Raw genomic sequence first — 15,417 nt, forward strand, 5'->3', positions numbered from 1 at the left:
CCCGCATGCCCAAGGTGAAGGCGGCCGTGGCCGAGTTCTTCGGCAAGGAGCCGCGCCAGGACGTGAACCCCGACGAGGCCGTCGCCATCGGCGCCGCGGTGCAGGGCGGCGTGCTGGCTGGCACCGTCAAGGACGTGCTGCTGCTCGACGTCACCCCGCTGAGCCTGGGCATCGAGACCCTGGGCGGCGTGATGACCAAGATCATCGAGAAGAACACCACCATCCCGACCAAGGCCTCGCAGACCTTCTCCACCGCCGAGGACAACCAGTCCGCGGTGACCGTGCACGTGCTGCAGGGCGAGCGCGAGCAGGCCCGCTTCAACAAGTCGCTGGCCAAGTTCGACCTCAGCGGCATCGAGGCGGCGCCGCGCGGCATGCCGCAGGTCGAGGTGTCGTTCGACATCGACGCCAACGGCATCCTGCACGTGTCGGCCAAGGACAAGAAGACCGGCAAGGAGCAGAAGGTCGAGATCAAGGCCGGTTCGGGCCTGAGCGAGGAAGAGATCGCGCAGATGGTCCGCGACGCCGAGCAGCACCGCGAGGAGGACAAGAAGTTCCACGAGCTGGTGACCGCCCGCAACGCCGCCGACGGCCTGATCCACACCACCCGCACCGCCGTCACCGAGCACGGCTCGAAGGTGGCCAGCGACGTGCTGGCCGGCATCGAGACCGCGCTGTCCGAACTCGAGACCGCGATGAAGGGCGACGACAAGGGCCAGATCGAAGCCAAGACCACCGCGCTGCAGCAGGCGGCCCAGTCGCTGTACGCGGCGGCCGCGGCCGGCAACCAGGGTCCGCAGGACGCGGGCGACGCCGGCCCGTCGGCCAAGGCCGACGACGTGGTCGACGCCGAGTTCACCGAGGTCAAGGACGACGAGCGCAAGTAAGGAAACGTCCCCGCGCATGCCTGCATGCGCCGGGAACGGCAGCCCGCGCCGGGCCGGAGATCCCGGTCGGCGCGGGCGTTTTGTTGACAGGGCAGGACCGGATTCCCGATGAGCAAGCGTGACTACTACGAAGTGCTGGGCGTGGCCCGCAACGCGACCGAGGACGAGCTGAAGAAGGCTTACCGGCGCGCCGCGCAGAAGCACCACCCCGACCGCAATCCCGGCGATGCCGCGGCCGAGGCCAGCTTCAAGGAGGCCAAGGAGGCCTACGAAGTGCTGTCGGACGGCGGCAAGCGCCGCATGTACGACCAGCACGGCCACCGGGCCTTCGAGCACGGCATGGGCGGCGGCAATGGCGGCGCCGGCTTCGGCGACGTCAACGACATCTTCGGCGACATCTTCGGCGACATCTTCGGCGGCGGCCGCCAGCGCGGCCCGCGCCGCGGCGCCGACCTGCGCTACGTGATCGAGCTCGACCTGGAAGAGGCGGTGTTCGGCGTCGACAAGCGCATCGACGTGCCCACCCTGGTCGCCTGCGCGCCCTGCGACGGCAGCGGCGCCGAGGACGGCAAGGCCGAGAAGTGCCGCACGTGCCAGGGCCACGGCCAGGTGCGCATGCAGCGCGGCATCTTCGCGGTGCAGCAGGCCTGCCCGACCTGCGGCGGCCGCGGCCAGACCATCGCCAAGCCCTGCAAGGCCTGCCACGGCAACGGCCGCGTGCAGGAGGACAAGGTGCTGCAGGTGAAGATCCCCGCCGGCGTCGACAACGGCGACCGCATCCGCCTCTCGGGCGAGGGCGAGGCCGGTCCGCCGGGCGGGCCGCCGGGCGACCTGTACGTGGAAGTGAGCGTGCGCGAGCACCCGATCTTCCAGCGCGACGGCAACGACCTCTATTGCGAGGTGCCGGTGCGCTTCTCGCAGGCGGCGCTGGGTGCCGACATCGTCGTGCCCACGCTCGACGGCGAGGCGCTGATCAAGGTGCCGCTGGAAACCCAGACCGGCAAGCAGTTCCGCCTGCGCGGCAAGGGCGTCAAGTCGGTGCGCAGCCACGGCCACGGCGACCTGCTGTGCCGCGTGGTGGTGGAAACCCCGGTGAACCTGACGGCGCGCCAGCGCGAGCTGCTCAAGGACTTCGAGGCGACCTTCGAGGGCGAGCACGGCGCCCGCCATTCGCCGCGGTCGAGCGGGTTCCTCGATGGCGTCAAGGCGTTCTGGGACCGCATGACCTCGTGATGGACCGGGTAGGAGGGCCTTCAGGCCCGAAGCTCTTAGTCGAAAAGCGTCGGGCCTGAAGGCCCTCGTACCACAGGCGGTTTAACGGGGCAGGCCGGGATCAGCGGGGGCGGTACATACGCTCCGGCGTCGCGGCGCCGGCGTAGGCGTCGAGCTGGGTGCCCACGCTGGCCTCCAGCATCTCGAGGCGGCTGGCCGCGGTCGGGTGGGTCGAGAACATCAGCGCCATGGCGCGGTCCTGCGGGCCGCTGGCGTCGAGGGTCTGCAGGACGCCGGCCATCGCGAACGGGTTGTAGCCCGCGCGCGCGGCGATGACCATGCCGTGGCGGTCGGCCTGGTACTCGTCCTGCTTGTCCAGGCCGCGCGCCAGCACCTCGGTGCCGGCCCTGAAGGCCTTGCCGCCGAAGCGGCGCACCATCTCGTTGTCACTCTTGCCGATCGCCTCGCCCGCCATTTCGTTGGCGAAGTCCTGGCCCATGGCCTTCTGGATCGCCTTGACCTGGTGCTTCTCGACCACGTGCGAGATCTCGTGCGCCAGCACCGCGGCCAGCTCGGATTCGTCGCGCAGGCGGTCGTAGAGGCCGGCCGTGATCAGGATGGTGCCACCGGGCAGGGCGAAGGCGTTCACGTCGGTGCTGTCGATGACGCCGAAGCGCCAGGGCAGGTCGGGGCGCTCGGTCTGCAGCGCCAGCCAGTGGCCGACGCGGTTGACGTAGCGCTGCAGCGCTTCGTCGCGCACCAGCGGCGCTGCGCCGAACACGTTGGCGGCGATGCCGCGGCCCAGCTCGATCTCCTCGTCCTGGGTGATTTCCTGCTGGCTGTCGGCGGCGCGCTTGCCCAGGCGCAGCAGGTCCTCGGCATTGCCCAGGCGGCTGAAGCCGGCGGCCGGCGCGGCCAGCGCCAGGGCGAGGGCGGCGAGGATCAGGGGGCGGGCGTTCATCGGTTCCTCCGGCGGCTGCGGCGGTCATCCTTGAGGTAGGCCACGTCGGTCGTGGCCAGCGGGACTTCGGCGGCGAAGGCGTTCGCCTCGCCAGGCGACGCGGCGTACTGGTCGAGCAGCGCGACGTCGGCGGTGTTGGCCGAGGCCGACATCAGCTCGTCGGCCGACAGGCCCTTGACCGCGGTGGCGACCGAGGAGCCGCGTGAGCCGGACTTGAAGACCGCGGCCAGCGCATCGCCGCCGCCCTCGGCCTGGCCCGCGCCGGTGCGCAGGTTGAGGATGCGCGTCCAGCCTTCGAGGCCGGCGTCGGTCTTGACGCCGATCCAGGCGCCCTGGCGGCCGGTGATCTCGACGGCCTGCTTGGCGGCGAGCTTGCCCACGACGTCGGCCGAGGCCTGGGGTTCGCTGCGCAGCTCGGTGGCCTTGAGCACGGTGCCCGATTCGGCCAGGACGGCGCCGGCGCCCAGCGTGGTGGCCAGGGCCAGCGCCAGCGCGCGTGGGGCTCGGGGAGGACGGGGGCGTCGCATGGGCATTCCTCTTGGTCAGTGCTGCTTGGTCAGTGCTGCGTGGGGTCGGGCAGGGGCTCGTAAAGCTCCACCGGCTGTTCGCGTCCCTTGACGTGGAACTGGCCCCGGTGGACGAAGCGGAAGCCGTCGCCGTCGCCGCCACAGGCGTCGCGGGTGGCCTCGGACACCAGCACCCGGGCCACGCCCTTGGTGGCGCCTTCGATGCGGCTGGCCAGGTTCACGGTGTCGCCAATGGCGGTGTACTCCATCCGGGAGTCGCTGCCAAGGAAGCCGACCACCGCCGGCCCGGTGTGCAGGCCGATGCCGATGTCGAAATCGCCCAGGCCCTCGCCGCCGGCGGCCAGCTCGCGCTTGAAGTCGTCCAGCGCGCGGGTCATGTCGATCGCCGCGGCGACCGCGCGCCGCGCATGTCCCGGGGTATCCGTGGGCGCGTTCCAGAACGCCATCACGGCGTCGCCGATGAACTTGTCCAGGGTGCCGCCGTGCCGGAAGATCACGTCGACCTGGCGCGAGAAATAGCGGTTGAGCAGGTGCACGACCTGTTCCGGCGTGCGCGTCTCGGACAGGGTCGTGAAGCCGCGGATGTCGGAGAACAGGATCGAGATCTCGCGCGCCACCGGCTTCTGGTCGCGCGCCAGTTCGCCCGTTTCGACCAGGCCGGCGACCACCCGCGGGTCCAGGAAGCGGCCGAAGAGGCCGACGGTCGCTTCCCGCTCGCGGCGCTCGAGCCACTGCGCCTGGATGGTGAACAGGCCGTAGGCGATCCACCCCAGCAGCAGTGCCGCGCCCACCGGGGCGTAGCGCTCGACGCCGAGCAGGGCGTAGCTGCCCGCGGCCGCCGCCAGGGTGGCTGCGCCCAGACCCAGGCCCATCGCCAGCGGGCTGAGCCGGCGCCGGAAGCCCAGCACGATCAGCGCCGAAAGCAGCGCGGCCAGCGGCCAGCGGCTGGCCACGTCGCGCAGCCAGTCGCCGGCGCGCAGGTTGGCGATGGCGGTCATGGGCACGAACACGCCCTCGGTTTCCGCCGCCAGCGGCGTCGGCCGCATGTCGTTGAGGCCGGTCGCGGTGGCGCCGATCAGCACGAGGCTACCGTCCAGGGTGGGCCCGATCTTCGGCTCCCGGCTGCCCAGGTCCTCGAACAGGTCGGAATAGGAAATCGTGCGCGGCGGCCGGCCGAACCAGTTCAGGCGGATGCGCTCGTCGGGCGGCAGGGTGGCGCCGGCGAAGCGGGCGATGCTGGCGCCCAGGTAGGGGATGCGCCAGCCGCCGGTCTCGTCGAACAGCCGGTAGTGGCGACCCCGGCCGTCGGCGTCGGTTTCGAAATTGACCAGCCCGCCCTGCCAGTTCTTCGGGTCCAGCACGAAGGGCAGCACCAGCACCGGGCCCGGTCCAGTGGCCTTGGGATCGGTGCGCACCGCGCCCAGCGAGGGCGGCAGGTCCTGCATCGGGTAGGGATTGCCGTCGGGCATGCGCTGGGTCGGGAAGAAGAGGTTGTCCTGGCGGCGGGCGATGTCGCGCAGCACCTCGTCGTTCTCGGGCTGGAAGACGTCGACCTCGTTGAACATAACGTCGAAGGCCACGGCCTTCGGACGCCAGCGCGCCAGGCCCTCGATCAGCTCGCCGTGCACCGCGCGCGGCCAGGGCCAGGGGCCGGCGAGATCGTTCATGCCTTCCAGGCTGTGCTGGTCGATCGCCACCAGCACGATGTCGGCCGGCGGCGTCCGCGATTGCGCGTGCCAGCGCAGCATCTCGTCGCCCAGCGCGTTGTCGACCCGGTCCAGGCTGCCGGCCAGCCACAGGCCGGCGGCCACCAGGACCAGGGCCAGCAGCGGCAGGCGGAGCGGGGCGGACTTGGCTGGGGACATGCCTTCCTCGGGCGTGAAGACGGGGCGCTGCGGCCGAGTGTAGCGGCTGCCGGACGTTGCCTGCGTCCGCGCGCTTGGGCTAGCGTGGCGGGATGAATACGCCCCTACGCCTGATCATCCACGGCGCCTCCGGCCGCATGGGCCGCGCGCTGCTGCGCCTGGCCGCCGAAGACGCCCGCCTGCTGGTGGTCGCCGCCGTCACCGGCAGCGGCCGCGCCCCGGCCGAGGCCGGCGATACGCCGGTGCTGGCCGCCGGCGCGCTGGCGCAGGCGCCGCCCTTCGACGTGGCCGTCGATTTCAGCCAGCCGGACGGCTTCGATGCGGTCCTGGCGCTGTCGCTGGCGCGCGGCACGGCCCTGGTCAGCGGCACCACCGGGCTGTCGGCGGCGCAGTTCGCCGCGCTGGACGCCGCCGGCCGGCGCATCCCGGTGCTGTGGGCGGCCAACTTCAGTGCCGGCGTGGCGGTCCTGGCCGAACTGGTGCGGCAGGCCGCCGCGGCGCTGCCGGGCTGGGACGCCGACGTGGTCGAGGCCCACCACGTCCACAAGAAGGACGCGCCCTCCGGCACCGCGCTGCAGCTGGGCGCCTCGGTGGCGGCCGGGCGGGGGCGCGGGCCGGCCTACGCCAGCCTGCGGGCCGGCGACATCGTCGGCGAGCACACGGTCCAGTTCGCGGGCCCGGGCGAGCGGCTGGAGCTGGTGCATCGGGCCACCAACCGCGACATCTTCGCCCGCGGGGCGCTGGAAGCCGCGCTGCGCCTGGCCCGGCTGGGCCCGGGGCGGCATGAGTTCGGGCGCCTGATGCTGCCCGGCGGGGCGCGCTGAGCCCGGGGCCGACGCGCGGCGTTTCCCTTTTGGCGGCCGTGTCGCTAAAATTCCGGCTCGCCTGAACCCTCGCCCGTACGGACACGGTCAATCCCTGTCCGCGGGTGCTCGCACATCCAGCGAACGGGTTCCCCCATCGCAAGGCGACATGCCCGTGACCCAACCCGCAATCCTCGCTCTCGAAGACGGCACCGTGTTCGAGGGCGTTTCCGTAGGCGCGTCCGGCGCCAGCGTCGGCGAGGTGGTGTTCAACACCGCCATGACCGGCTACCAGGAAGTCGTCACCGACCCCTCGTACGCCCGCCAGCTGGTCACGCTGACCTACCCCCACGTCGGCAACACCGGCTGCACCGCGCAGGACGACGAGGCCGAGAAGGTCTGGGCCTCCGGGCTGATCGTGCGCGACGTGCCCCGGCGCCCCAGCAACTGGCGCAGCCAGGCGCCGCTGCCCGAGTGGCTGGCCGCGCGTGGCGTGGTCGCCATTTCCGGCATCGACACCCGCAAGCTGACCCGCCTGCTGCGCGACCGCGGCGCCCAGAACGGCTGCCTGATGGCGGGCGAGGGCATCGACCGCGAGAAGGCGGTGGAGATGGCCCGCAAGTTCCCCGGCCTCAAGGGCATGGACCTGGCCAAGGAAGTCTGCACGCGCGAGCGCTACAGCTGGACCGAGGGTTCGCTCGACCTCGACAGCGACACCTTCGCGCGGCCCGAGCCGCGCTTCCACGTGGTGGCCTACGACTTCGGCGTCAAGCGCAACATCCTGCGCATGCTGGCCGACCGCGGCTGCCGCGTCACCGTGGTGCCGGCGCAGACGCCGGTGGCCCAGGTGCTGGCCGAGAAGCCCGACGGCGTGTTCCTGTCCAACGGCCCGGGCGACCCGGAGCCCTGCGACTACGCCATCGCCGCCATCCGCGGGATCCTCGACGCGAAGGTGCCGGTGTTCGGCATCTGCCTGGGCCACCAGCTGCTGGGCCTGGCCTCCGGCGCGCGCACGCAGAAGATGAAGTTCGGCCACCATGGCGCCAACCATCCGGTGATCGACCTCGATTCCAAGCGCGTGATGATCACCAGCCAGAACCACGGCTTCGCGGTCGACGAGGCGACGCTGCCGGGCAACCTGCGCGTCACCCATCGTTCGCTGTTCGATGGCTCGAACCAGGGCATCGAGCGCACCGACGTGCCGGCGTTCAGCTTCCAGGGCCATCCGGAAGCCAGCCCGGGCCCGCGCGACGTCGCCGGCCTGTTCGACCGATTCATCGACCTGATGCAGGCGGCGCGCTGAGCCGCTGCCCCGTCCGGGCCACCGACCGAGGATCCGCCATGACCCGATTCGCCCGTCGCTGCATGACCGCCCTGGTGGCGTCCGCCGCCGGTTTGCTGATGGCCTTGCCGGCCGCCGCCGAGCCAGCCGGTGCCCGGGTCGCCCGGCTGACCGACCTGGTGGTTGAAACCGTGCCGATGGGCGAGGTCCTCGGGAGGCTGGCCGCCACCAACCCCGACTGGCCCTTGCAGGAAAATCCGGACCTCGTCAGCGCGGGGCAGCTGGCCTGCCTGCGCGACGAGCTCAGCGAAGGCGGCTACCGCCGCATGAAGCGGACCGAGGTGGTCGCCTACGTGGCCGAGGATGCCGCGCGGGCGGATGCGGACATCGCCCTGCTCGAGGCGGGCGCGGCCTGGATGATGCGGCAGCTGATGCTGGCCGGCGTCGAGGAGGAGCGCACCGGCATCCCGTTCGACGAGGCGCAGATCATGGCGCAGGCGAGCGAGGCGCAGCTGGGGGCGTTCATGCAGATGATGACCGGCGAGGAACAGGCCAGCCTGCGCGTCCTGCTGGGCATCGGCGAGGCCTATGACGCCGGACGCTCCGCCGACGAGAACGAGGCCGCCGGCGAGCAGGCCGGTGGCGATCTCGCCACCCGGATCGTGCTCAAGGCCATGGCCAACTGCAGCATCCCCACCAGCGTGCTTTTCAACTGAGCGCGCCGCAACACGTCCCGCCTTGCCCCCGGCGCCGGCCCGATCAAGCTCGCCGGCCTGATCGACCGCACCACCCCCTGATATCCGCCCACGACTGAGCCGAGGACCGCCATGTTCAAGACCACCCCGCGCCACCTGCTGATCGCCGCCGTCCTCGCGCTGGCCTCGCTGCCTGCCGCCGCCAACACGGCGCAGGTCGAGCGCCTCACCGACCTGGTCACCCGCATGTTGCCGCTGGGCGACATCTTCGAAATGGCCGCGGGCAGCAGCCCGTCCTGGCCGGTGGCCGGCATGGAGGACCAGGTGACGGTCGGCCAGCTGGGCTGCCTGCGCGACGAACTCTCGCAGGCGGGCTACCGGCGCATGGTTCGCGAGCGCGTGCAGGCCTACGTGGCCGCCAACGGCGCCCGGATCCCGGACGAGATCGCGCTGCTCGAGCAAGGCGCCGCCGACCTGTTCGGCCGCCTGGTGCTGGCCGGTGCCGAGGGCGAGACCAGCGGCGTCGCGGCGGATCCCGACGCCATGCTGGCCGCTGCGTCGCCGGAGGCGCTGGCGTCGTTCGAAGCGTTCTTCGGTGAAAGCAAGTACGCCCCCCTGCGCGAAGTGGTGGGCGTCGGCGAGGCGCTGTCGCCCGAAAAGTCGGTCGCCGAGAACGAAGCCGCCGGCGAACAGCTCGGCGGTGACTTCGCCAGCATGTTCATGATGCGTGCGATCGATACCTGCGACGTCGAGCTCTGAGCCCGCCGCCGCCCCCCAAGCCAGAAGACGAGTGACGAAATGCCCAAGCGCACTGACATCAAGACCATCCTGATCATCGGCGCCGGTCCGATCGTCATCGGCCAGGCCTGCGAGTTCGACTACTCCGGCGCCCAGGCCTGCAAGGCCCTGCGCGACGAGGGCTACCGGGTGGTCCTGGTGAATTCGAATCCGGCCACGATCATGACCGATCCGGAGATGGCCGACGCCGTCTACATCGAGCCGATCAACCCGGCCACGGTCGAGCGCATCATCGCCAAGGAGAAGCCCGACGCGCTGCTGCCGACCATGGGCGGCCAGACCGCGCTCAACTGCGCGCTGGACCTGGCCGACGCCGGCGTGCTCGACAAGTACAACGTCGAACTGATCGGCGCCAAGCGCGAAGCCATCCGCATGGCCGAGGACCGCGAGCTGTTCCGCGTCGCCATGCGCGAGATCGGGCTGGAGTGCCCGAAGGCCGAGGTCGCCCGCTCGCTCGACGAGGCCATCCGCATCCAGGCCACCGTGGGCTACCCGACCATCATCCGCCCCAGCTTCACCCTCGGCGGCAGCGGCGGCGGCATCGCCTACAACCGCGAGGAGCTGGTGGAGATCGTCACCCGCGGCCTCGAGCTCTCGCCGACCGGCGAAGTGCTGGTCGAGGAGTCGGTGCTGGGCTGGAAGGAATTCGAGATGGAGGTGGTGCGTGACACCGCCGACAACTGCATCATCGTCTGCTCGATCGAGAACCTCGACCCGATGGGCGTGCACACCGGCGACTCCATCACCGTCGCCCCGGCGCAGACGCTCACCGACAAGGAATACCAGCGCCTGCGCGACGCCTCGATCGCGGTGCTGCGCAAGATCGGCGTCGACACCGGCGGCTCGAACGTGCAGTTCGGCATCAATGCCAACGACGGCCGCGTGGTCGTGATCGAAATGAACCCGCGCGTCTCGCGCTCGTCGGCGCTGGCCTCGAAGGCCACCGGCTTCCCGATCGCCAAGATCGCCGCCAAGCTGGCCGTGGGCTACACGCTCGACGAACTGCGCAACGACATCACCGGTGGCGCCACCCCGGCCTCGTTCGAGCCGGCGATCGACTACGTGGTCACCAAGATCCCGCGCTTCGCCTTCGAGAAGTTCCCGGCGGCCGACGCCCGCCTGACCACCCAGATGAAGTCGGTGGGCGAGGTGATGGCGATCGGCCGCACGTTCCAGGAGTCGATGCAGAAGGCCCTGCGCGGCCTGGAGACCGGCAAGGTCGGCTTCGACCCGACCGGCTGCGCCGGCGACGGCGAGGACGGCCTGCTGCGGATCCGGCGCGAGCTCAAGGAGCCGGGTCCGGAGCGCCTGTTCCAGGTCGCCGAGGCCTTCCGCGCCGGGCTCAGCGTCGAGGACGTGTACGGCCTGAGCTTCATCGATCCCTGGTTCCTGGACCAGATCGAGGAGCTCATCGCCACCGAGAAGGACGTCGCCGCCGCCGGCCTGGCCGGGCTGGACGCTGCCCGCCTCCGCGCGCTCAAGCGCATGGGCTTCTCCGACGCGCGCCTGGCCCAGCTGGCCGGCACCGACGAGAGCGCGGTGCGCGCCCTGCGCCGCGCCTTCGGCGTGCGCCCGGTATACAAGCGCGTGGACAGCTGCGCCGCCGAGTTCGCCACCGCCACCGCCTACCTTTACTCGACCTACGAGGACGAGTGCGAGGCGCTGCCGACCGGCCGCGACAAGATCATGGTGCTCGGTGGCGGTCCCAACCGCATCGGCCAGGGCATCGAGTTCGACTACTGCTGCGTGCACGCTTCGCTGGCGCTGCGCGAGGATGGCTATGAAACCATCATGGTCAACTGCAACCCCGAGACGGTTTCCACCGACTACGACACCTCCGACCGCCTGTACTTCGAGCCGGTGACGCTCGAGGACGTGCTCGAGATCGTCGAGATCGAGAAGCCCAAGGGCGTGATCGTGCAGTACGGTGGCCAGACGCCGCTCAAGCTCTCGCGCGCGCTGGAGGCCGCGGGCGTGCCCATCATCGGCACCTCGCCCGACAGCATCGACCTGGCCGAGGACCGCGAGCGCTTCCAGAAGCTGGTCGAGCAGGTCGGCCTGGTGCAGCCGCCCAACCGCACGGCGCGCAACGCCGAGCAGGCGATCACCCTGGCCAACGAAATCGGCTACCCGCTGGTGGTGCGCCCGAGCTACGTCCTGGGCGGCCGGGCGATGGAAGTGGTGTATTCCGACGCCGACCTGTCGCGCTACATCCGCGAGGCGGTGCAGGTGTCGAACGATTCGCCGGTGCTGCTCGACCGCTTCCTCGACAACGCGGTCGAGGTGGACGTGGACATCATCGCCGACCGCGAGGGCAACGTCCTGATCGGCGGCATCATGGAGCACATCGAGGAGGCCGGCGTGCACTCGGGCGACTCGTCCTGCTCGCTGCCGCCGTACACGCTGTCGAAGGCGACCCAGGACAAGCTGCGCGTGCAGGTGGCCCAGCTGGCGCGCGCGCTCAACGTCGTCGGCCTGATGAACACCCAGTTCGCGATCCAGGTCGACGGCGACGGCACCGAGACCATCTTCCTGCTGGAAGTGAATCCGCGCGCCTCGCGCACCGTGCCTTTCGTGTCCAAGGCCATCGGCATCCCGCTGGCCAAGATCGCCGCGCGCTGCATGGCCGGCAAGTCGCTCGCCGAGCAGGGCGCCACCAAGGAGATCGTGCCCGACTACTACTCGGTGAAGGAAGCGATCTTCCCGTTCGCCAAGTTCCAGAACGTCGACCCGATCCTGGGCCCGGAAATGCGCTCCACCGGCGAGGTGATGGGCGTCGGCCGCACCTTCGCCGAGGCCTTCGGCCGCGCCGAGGAAGCCGCCAACATCAAGTCGCCCAGCCCGGGCAAGGCCTTCGTCTCGGTCCGCGACCCGGACAAGAAGCGCCTGCTGCCGGTCGCCAATGACCTGATCGACCGCGGCTACAGCCTGGTGGCCACCGAAGGCACGGCGAAGTTCCTGCAGGAGCAGGGCATCGCCTGCGAGCGCATCAACAAGGTGATCGAAGGCCGACCGCACATCGTCGACCTGATCAAGAACGGCGAGATCTGCTACATCGTCAACACCACCGAGGGCAAGCAGGCGATCGCCGACTCGTTCTCGATCCGGCGCGAGGCGCTGCAGCATCGCGTCACTTACTCCACCACGATCCCGGGCGCCCGCGCCCTGATCCGCGCCACCGACACCCGCGGCAATCCGCGCGTGTGGTCGCTGCAGGAACTGCACAAGGAAGTCCACGGATGATGGCACCCCTGACCACGAAGGGCGCGCAGCGGCTGCGCGGTGAACTCGAGGAACTCAAGTCGGTGAAGCGACCCGCGGTGATCGCCGCGATCGCCGAGGCCCGCGCCCACGGCGACCTGAAGGAAAACGCCGAGTACCACGCCGCGCGCGAGCAGCAGGGCTTCATCGAAGGCCGGATCCAGGAGCTGGAGTTCGTGCTCTCGCACTGCCAGCTGATCGACGTCGCCAGCCTCAACGCCGGCACCCGCGTGGTGTTCGGCGCCACGGTCGAGCTGGCCGACTGCGACAGCGGCGACGAGGTGACCTACCAGATCGTGGGTGACCTGGAGGCCGACATCAAGCAGGGCCTGATTTCGATTTCCTCGCCGCTGGCGCGCGCCCTGATCGGCAAGCACGAGGGCGATACGGTCACCATCCAGGCGCCCGCGGGCGCCCGCGACTTCGACATCGTCGCCGTTCGCTACCAGGGCTGAGCCCGTGGCCGTGCGTCCGTCGCCCGATGCGGTCCCGGCGCTGGCGGTGCTGCTGCCCGAGCGCCGCCGGTTCGCCGGCCAGCCCCTGGGCGACGCGCTGGGGAAAGCCCTTGCCCGCGGCGATCGCCTGTCCGACGGCGAACCCGGCGAGCAGGCGCAGCTGCTGCGCCATGTCGACCTGCTGCCGCGCGGCTGGCCGATGGCCGCCATCACCCGCCAGCGCGATGCCGGCGACGCCGTGCTGCACCAGTGGCTTCGCGCCGACCCTGCGCACGTCCGCCCCGACATGACCGGCGCCCGCGTGCTGGCGATCGGCGACCTGGGCCTGTCCCAGGACGAGGCCGATGCGCTGCTCGCGCCGCTGCGGCCGCTGTTTGGCGACACCGGCTTCCCGATCTCGGCGCCGGTGCCGTCGCGCTGGTACCTGGCCCTGCCGGTCGAAGCGCGGCTGCCGGCGTTCTCGCCGCCGGACGCGGTGCTGGGCGACGACCTGTTCAGCCACCTGCCGGAGGGCCCCGAGGGCCGGCGCTGGCGCGCGCTGCTCAATGAAGCGCAGGTGCTGCTGCACAACCACCCGGTCAACGCCGCGCGCGTCGCGGCCGGCAAGCCGGCGGTCAACAGCCTGTGCTTCTGGGGCGCGGGCAAGCTGCCGGACCGGGTGCACATGCCCTTCGCCGCGGTGTCCTCGGACGATGCCGAGCTGCTGTCGCTGGCGGCGCTGGCCGGCGTCGGCGCCAGCGGCGACGGGCCGCAGCTGCTCGACCTGCGGCGCGCCCGCGACCTGTCGGCAGTGGCCGCGCGGCTGCAGCCGGCGCTGGAGGACCTGGCACGCGACGGCCTGCGGCTCGACTTCGCCGACGGTGCGCGCTGGTGGCTGCAGGCCGGCCAGCGCTGGCGATTCTGGCGTCGGCCGACGGCGCGCCTGGCGTGACGCCGGCGCCGATCCGGATCCTGCGCCGGAGCATTCCCGAACACGGCCCCTGGCCCGACGGCGTCGCGCCGGCGCTGCAGCGCGTGTATGCCGCGCGCGGCGTGCGCACGCCGGCGGAAGGCGAGCTCAAGCTGGCCCGTCTGCTGCCGCCGGACGCGCTGGGGCAGGTCGACCGCGCCGCGACGCAGCTGGCCGAGGTCGTCGCCACGGGCGGCCACGTGGTCGTGGTCGGCGACTTCGACTGCGACGGCGCCACCGGCACCGCGGTCGCCGTGCGCGGCCTGCGCCTGCTGGGTGCGCGCCGGGTCAGCTACCAGGTGCCGCATCGCGTGACCCACGGCTATGGCCTGTCGCCGGCGCTGGTCGAAGACCTGGCGGCGCTGTCGCCCGACCTGGTGCTGACGGTCGACAGCGGCATCGCCTGCCACGCCGGCATCGCCGCCGCCAAGGCGCGCGGCTGGCAGGTGCTGGTCACCGACCATCACCTGCCCGGCGACACGCTGCCGCCCGCCGACGTGATCGTGAATCCCAACCTCGGCGGCGACCCGTTCCCGAGCAAGGCGCTGGCGGGCGTGGGCGTCGTGTTCTATCTCCTGCTCGCGCTGCGCCGCCTGCTGCGCGAACGCGGCGCCTTCGCCGACGCCGGGCCCGACCTGTCCTGCCTGCTCGATCTGGTCGCGGTGGGCACGGTGGCGGACCTGGTGCCGCTGGACTTCAACAACCGCCTGCTGGTGTCGGCGGGCCTGCGTCGCCTGCGCAACGGCCAGTGCCAGCCCGGCCTGCGGGCGCTGGCGGCGCTGGCCGGCCGCGACCTGGCCCAGCTCACGGCCGGCGACATCGGCTTCGGCATCGCGCCGCGGCTCAACGCGGCCGGCCGCCTCGAGGACATGGCGCTGGGCATCGAATGCCTGCTGTGCGACGACGAAGCGCGTGCAGGCGAACTGGCCAGCGTGCTCGACCGCATCAACGGCGAGCGCCGGGAACTGCAGCAGCAGATGGTCGACGAGGCCGAAGCCCTGGTGTCGGCGGTGCCGTTGGACGCCGGCGCGCTGCCGGCGGCGCTGTGCCTGGTCGATCCGGCCTGGCATCCCGGCGTGGTCGGGCTGGTGGCGTCGCGGCTCAAGGACCGCATGCACCGGCCGGTGTTCGCCTTCGCGCCGGCCGAGCCGGGCGGCGATGAACTCAAGGGCTCGGGGCGCTCGATCCCGGGCCTGCACCTGCGCGACGCGCTGGCGGCGGTGGACGCACGCCATCCCGGCCTGATCGGTCGGTTTGGCGGGCACGCGATGGCCGCGGGCCTGAGCCTGCCGGCGGCGAACTTCGACCGCTTCCGCGAGGCCTTGCAGCGCGAGGTGGCGGCAAAGCTGACGCCCGAGCAGCTGCTGTCCGAACTGCACAGCGACGGCGAGCTGGGCATCGACGAACTGGGCCGGCCGCTGGCCGAGCAGCTGCGCCTGGCCGGGCCCTGGGGCCAGGGCTTCCCCGAGCCGGTGTTCGACGGCGTGTTCAAGGTGCTGCAGGCGCGGCCGGTGGCCGCGCGCCACCTCAAGCTCAGCCTGCTGCCGGAGCGGGGCGGGGCGCCGCTGTCGGCGATCCACTTCGGCGGCTGGACCGGCGAGCCGCTGCCGGCCCGCATCCACGTTGCCTACCAGCTCGACCTCGACGACTGGGGCGGCCGCCGCGGCATCCAGCTCCTGGTCCGCCACTGGCTGCCGGCCTGAGCCAACCCCGTTTCCTCGC

At 71.6% G+C, this 15,417-nt stretch carries 13 protein-coding genes; 10 read left to right on the plus strand and 3 right to left on the minus strand.

Annotation, left to right across the window (positions count from 1 at the left end):
- Both VFQ84_RS04115 and dnaJ read left to right on the plus strand, forming a co-directional pair.
- The coding region (locus VFQ84_RS04115; RefSeq protein ID WP_325129496.1) for an Hsp70 family protein at positions 1 to 887 on the plus strand (887 nt) is incomplete at its 5' end.
- 108 nt (positions 888 to 995) lie between these two features.
- Positions 996 to 2,120: a molecular chaperone DnaJ gene (gene dnaJ, locus VFQ84_RS04120; protein ID WP_325129498.1), complete on the plus strand. Its 1,125-nt coding sequence runs from the start codon at positions 996 to 998 to the stop codon at positions 2,118 to 2,120.
- A 100-nt stretch (positions 2,121 to 2,220) separates the two neighbouring features.
- Here dnaJ and VFQ84_RS04125 read toward each other — a convergent pair whose 3' ends face one another.
- Genes VFQ84_RS04125 through VFQ84_RS04135 form a run of 3 tightly spaced genes read right to left on the minus strand, consistent with a single transcriptional unit; the run spans position 2,221 to position 5,452 of the window.
- Positions 2,221 to 3,060 carry a M48 family metalloprotease gene (locus VFQ84_RS04125; RefSeq protein WP_325129500.1) on the minus strand — a complete coding sequence of 280 codons (840 nt, stop codon included), beginning with the start codon at positions 3,058 to 3,060 and terminating at the stop codon, positions 2,221 to 2,223.
- Positions 3,057 to 3,587 carry an SH3 domain-containing protein gene (locus VFQ84_RS04130; protein ID WP_325129502.1) on the minus strand — a complete coding sequence of 177 codons (531 nt, stop codon included), beginning with the start codon at positions 3,585 to 3,587 and terminating at the stop codon, positions 3,057 to 3,059. The genes VFQ84_RS04125 and VFQ84_RS04130 overlap by 4 nt, the downstream gene beginning before the upstream one ends.
- A gap of 29 nt (positions 3,588 to 3,616) precedes the next feature.
- A complete protein-coding gene (locus VFQ84_RS04135; protein ID WP_325129505.1) occupies positions 3,617 to 5,452 on the minus strand; it encodes an adenylate/guanylate cyclase domain-containing protein in 1,836 nt (611 codons plus the stop codon).
- Positions 5,453 to 5,544: 92 nt separating this feature from the next.
- Here VFQ84_RS04135 and dapB point away from each other — a divergent pair, with 92 nt between their 5' ends.
- From dapB to recJ, 8 genes are all read left to right on the plus strand, one after another.
- Positions 5,545 to 6,276, plus strand: a complete 732-nt coding sequence (dapB, locus tag VFQ84_RS04140; protein WP_325129507.1) for a 4-hydroxy-tetrahydrodipicolinate reductase — start codon at positions 5,545 to 5,547, stop codon at positions 6,274 to 6,276.
- 154 nt (positions 6,277 to 6,430) lie between these two features.
- Complete coding sequence (carA, locus tag VFQ84_RS04145) at positions 6,431 to 7,558, plus strand: glutamine-hydrolyzing carbamoyl-phosphate synthase small subunit (protein ID WP_414636996.1); 1,128 nt, start codon at positions 6,431 to 6,433, stop codon at positions 7,556 to 7,558.
- A 38-nt stretch (positions 7,559 to 7,596) separates the two neighbouring features.
- Complete coding sequence (locus tag VFQ84_RS04150) at positions 7,597 to 8,253, plus strand: hypothetical protein (RefSeq protein WP_325129511.1); 657 nt, start codon at positions 7,597 to 7,599, stop codon at positions 8,251 to 8,253.
- 111 nt (positions 8,254 to 8,364) lie between these two features.
- On the plus strand, positions 8,365 to 8,991 hold the full coding sequence (locus VFQ84_RS04155) for a hypothetical protein (RefSeq protein ID WP_325129513.1): 627 nt from the start codon (positions 8,365 to 8,367) through the stop codon (positions 8,989 to 8,991).
- A 39-nt stretch (positions 8,992 to 9,030) separates the two neighbouring features.
- Positions 9,031 to 12,273, plus strand: a complete 3,243-nt coding sequence (gene carB / locus VFQ84_RS04160) for a carbamoyl-phosphate synthase large subunit (protein WP_325129515.1) — start codon at positions 9,031 to 9,033, stop codon at positions 12,271 to 12,273.
- On the plus strand, positions 12,270 to 12,746 hold the full coding sequence (greA, locus tag VFQ84_RS04165; RefSeq protein ID WP_325129517.1) for a transcription elongation factor GreA: 477 nt from the start codon (positions 12,270 to 12,272) through the stop codon (positions 12,744 to 12,746). The genes carB and greA overlap by 4 nt, the downstream gene beginning before the upstream one ends.
- A gap of 4 nt (positions 12,747 to 12,750) precedes the next feature.
- On the plus strand, positions 12,751 to 13,677 hold the full coding sequence (locus VFQ84_RS04170; protein WP_414636997.1) for a phosphoglycerate mutase: 927 nt from the start codon (positions 12,751 to 12,753) through the stop codon (positions 13,675 to 13,677).
- Complete coding sequence (gene recJ / locus VFQ84_RS04175) at positions 13,674 to 15,398, plus strand: single-stranded-DNA-specific exonuclease RecJ (protein WP_325129519.1); 1,725 nt, start codon at positions 13,674 to 13,676, stop codon at positions 15,396 to 15,398. The genes VFQ84_RS04170 and recJ overlap by 4 nt, the downstream gene beginning before the upstream one ends.
- The last annotated feature ends 19 nt before the right edge of the window (positions 15,399 to 15,417 follow it).

Source organism: Arenimonas sp., from assembly GCF_035721105.1.
GTDB lineage: Bacteria > Pseudomonadota > Gammaproteobacteria > Xanthomonadales > Xanthomonadaceae > Arenimonas.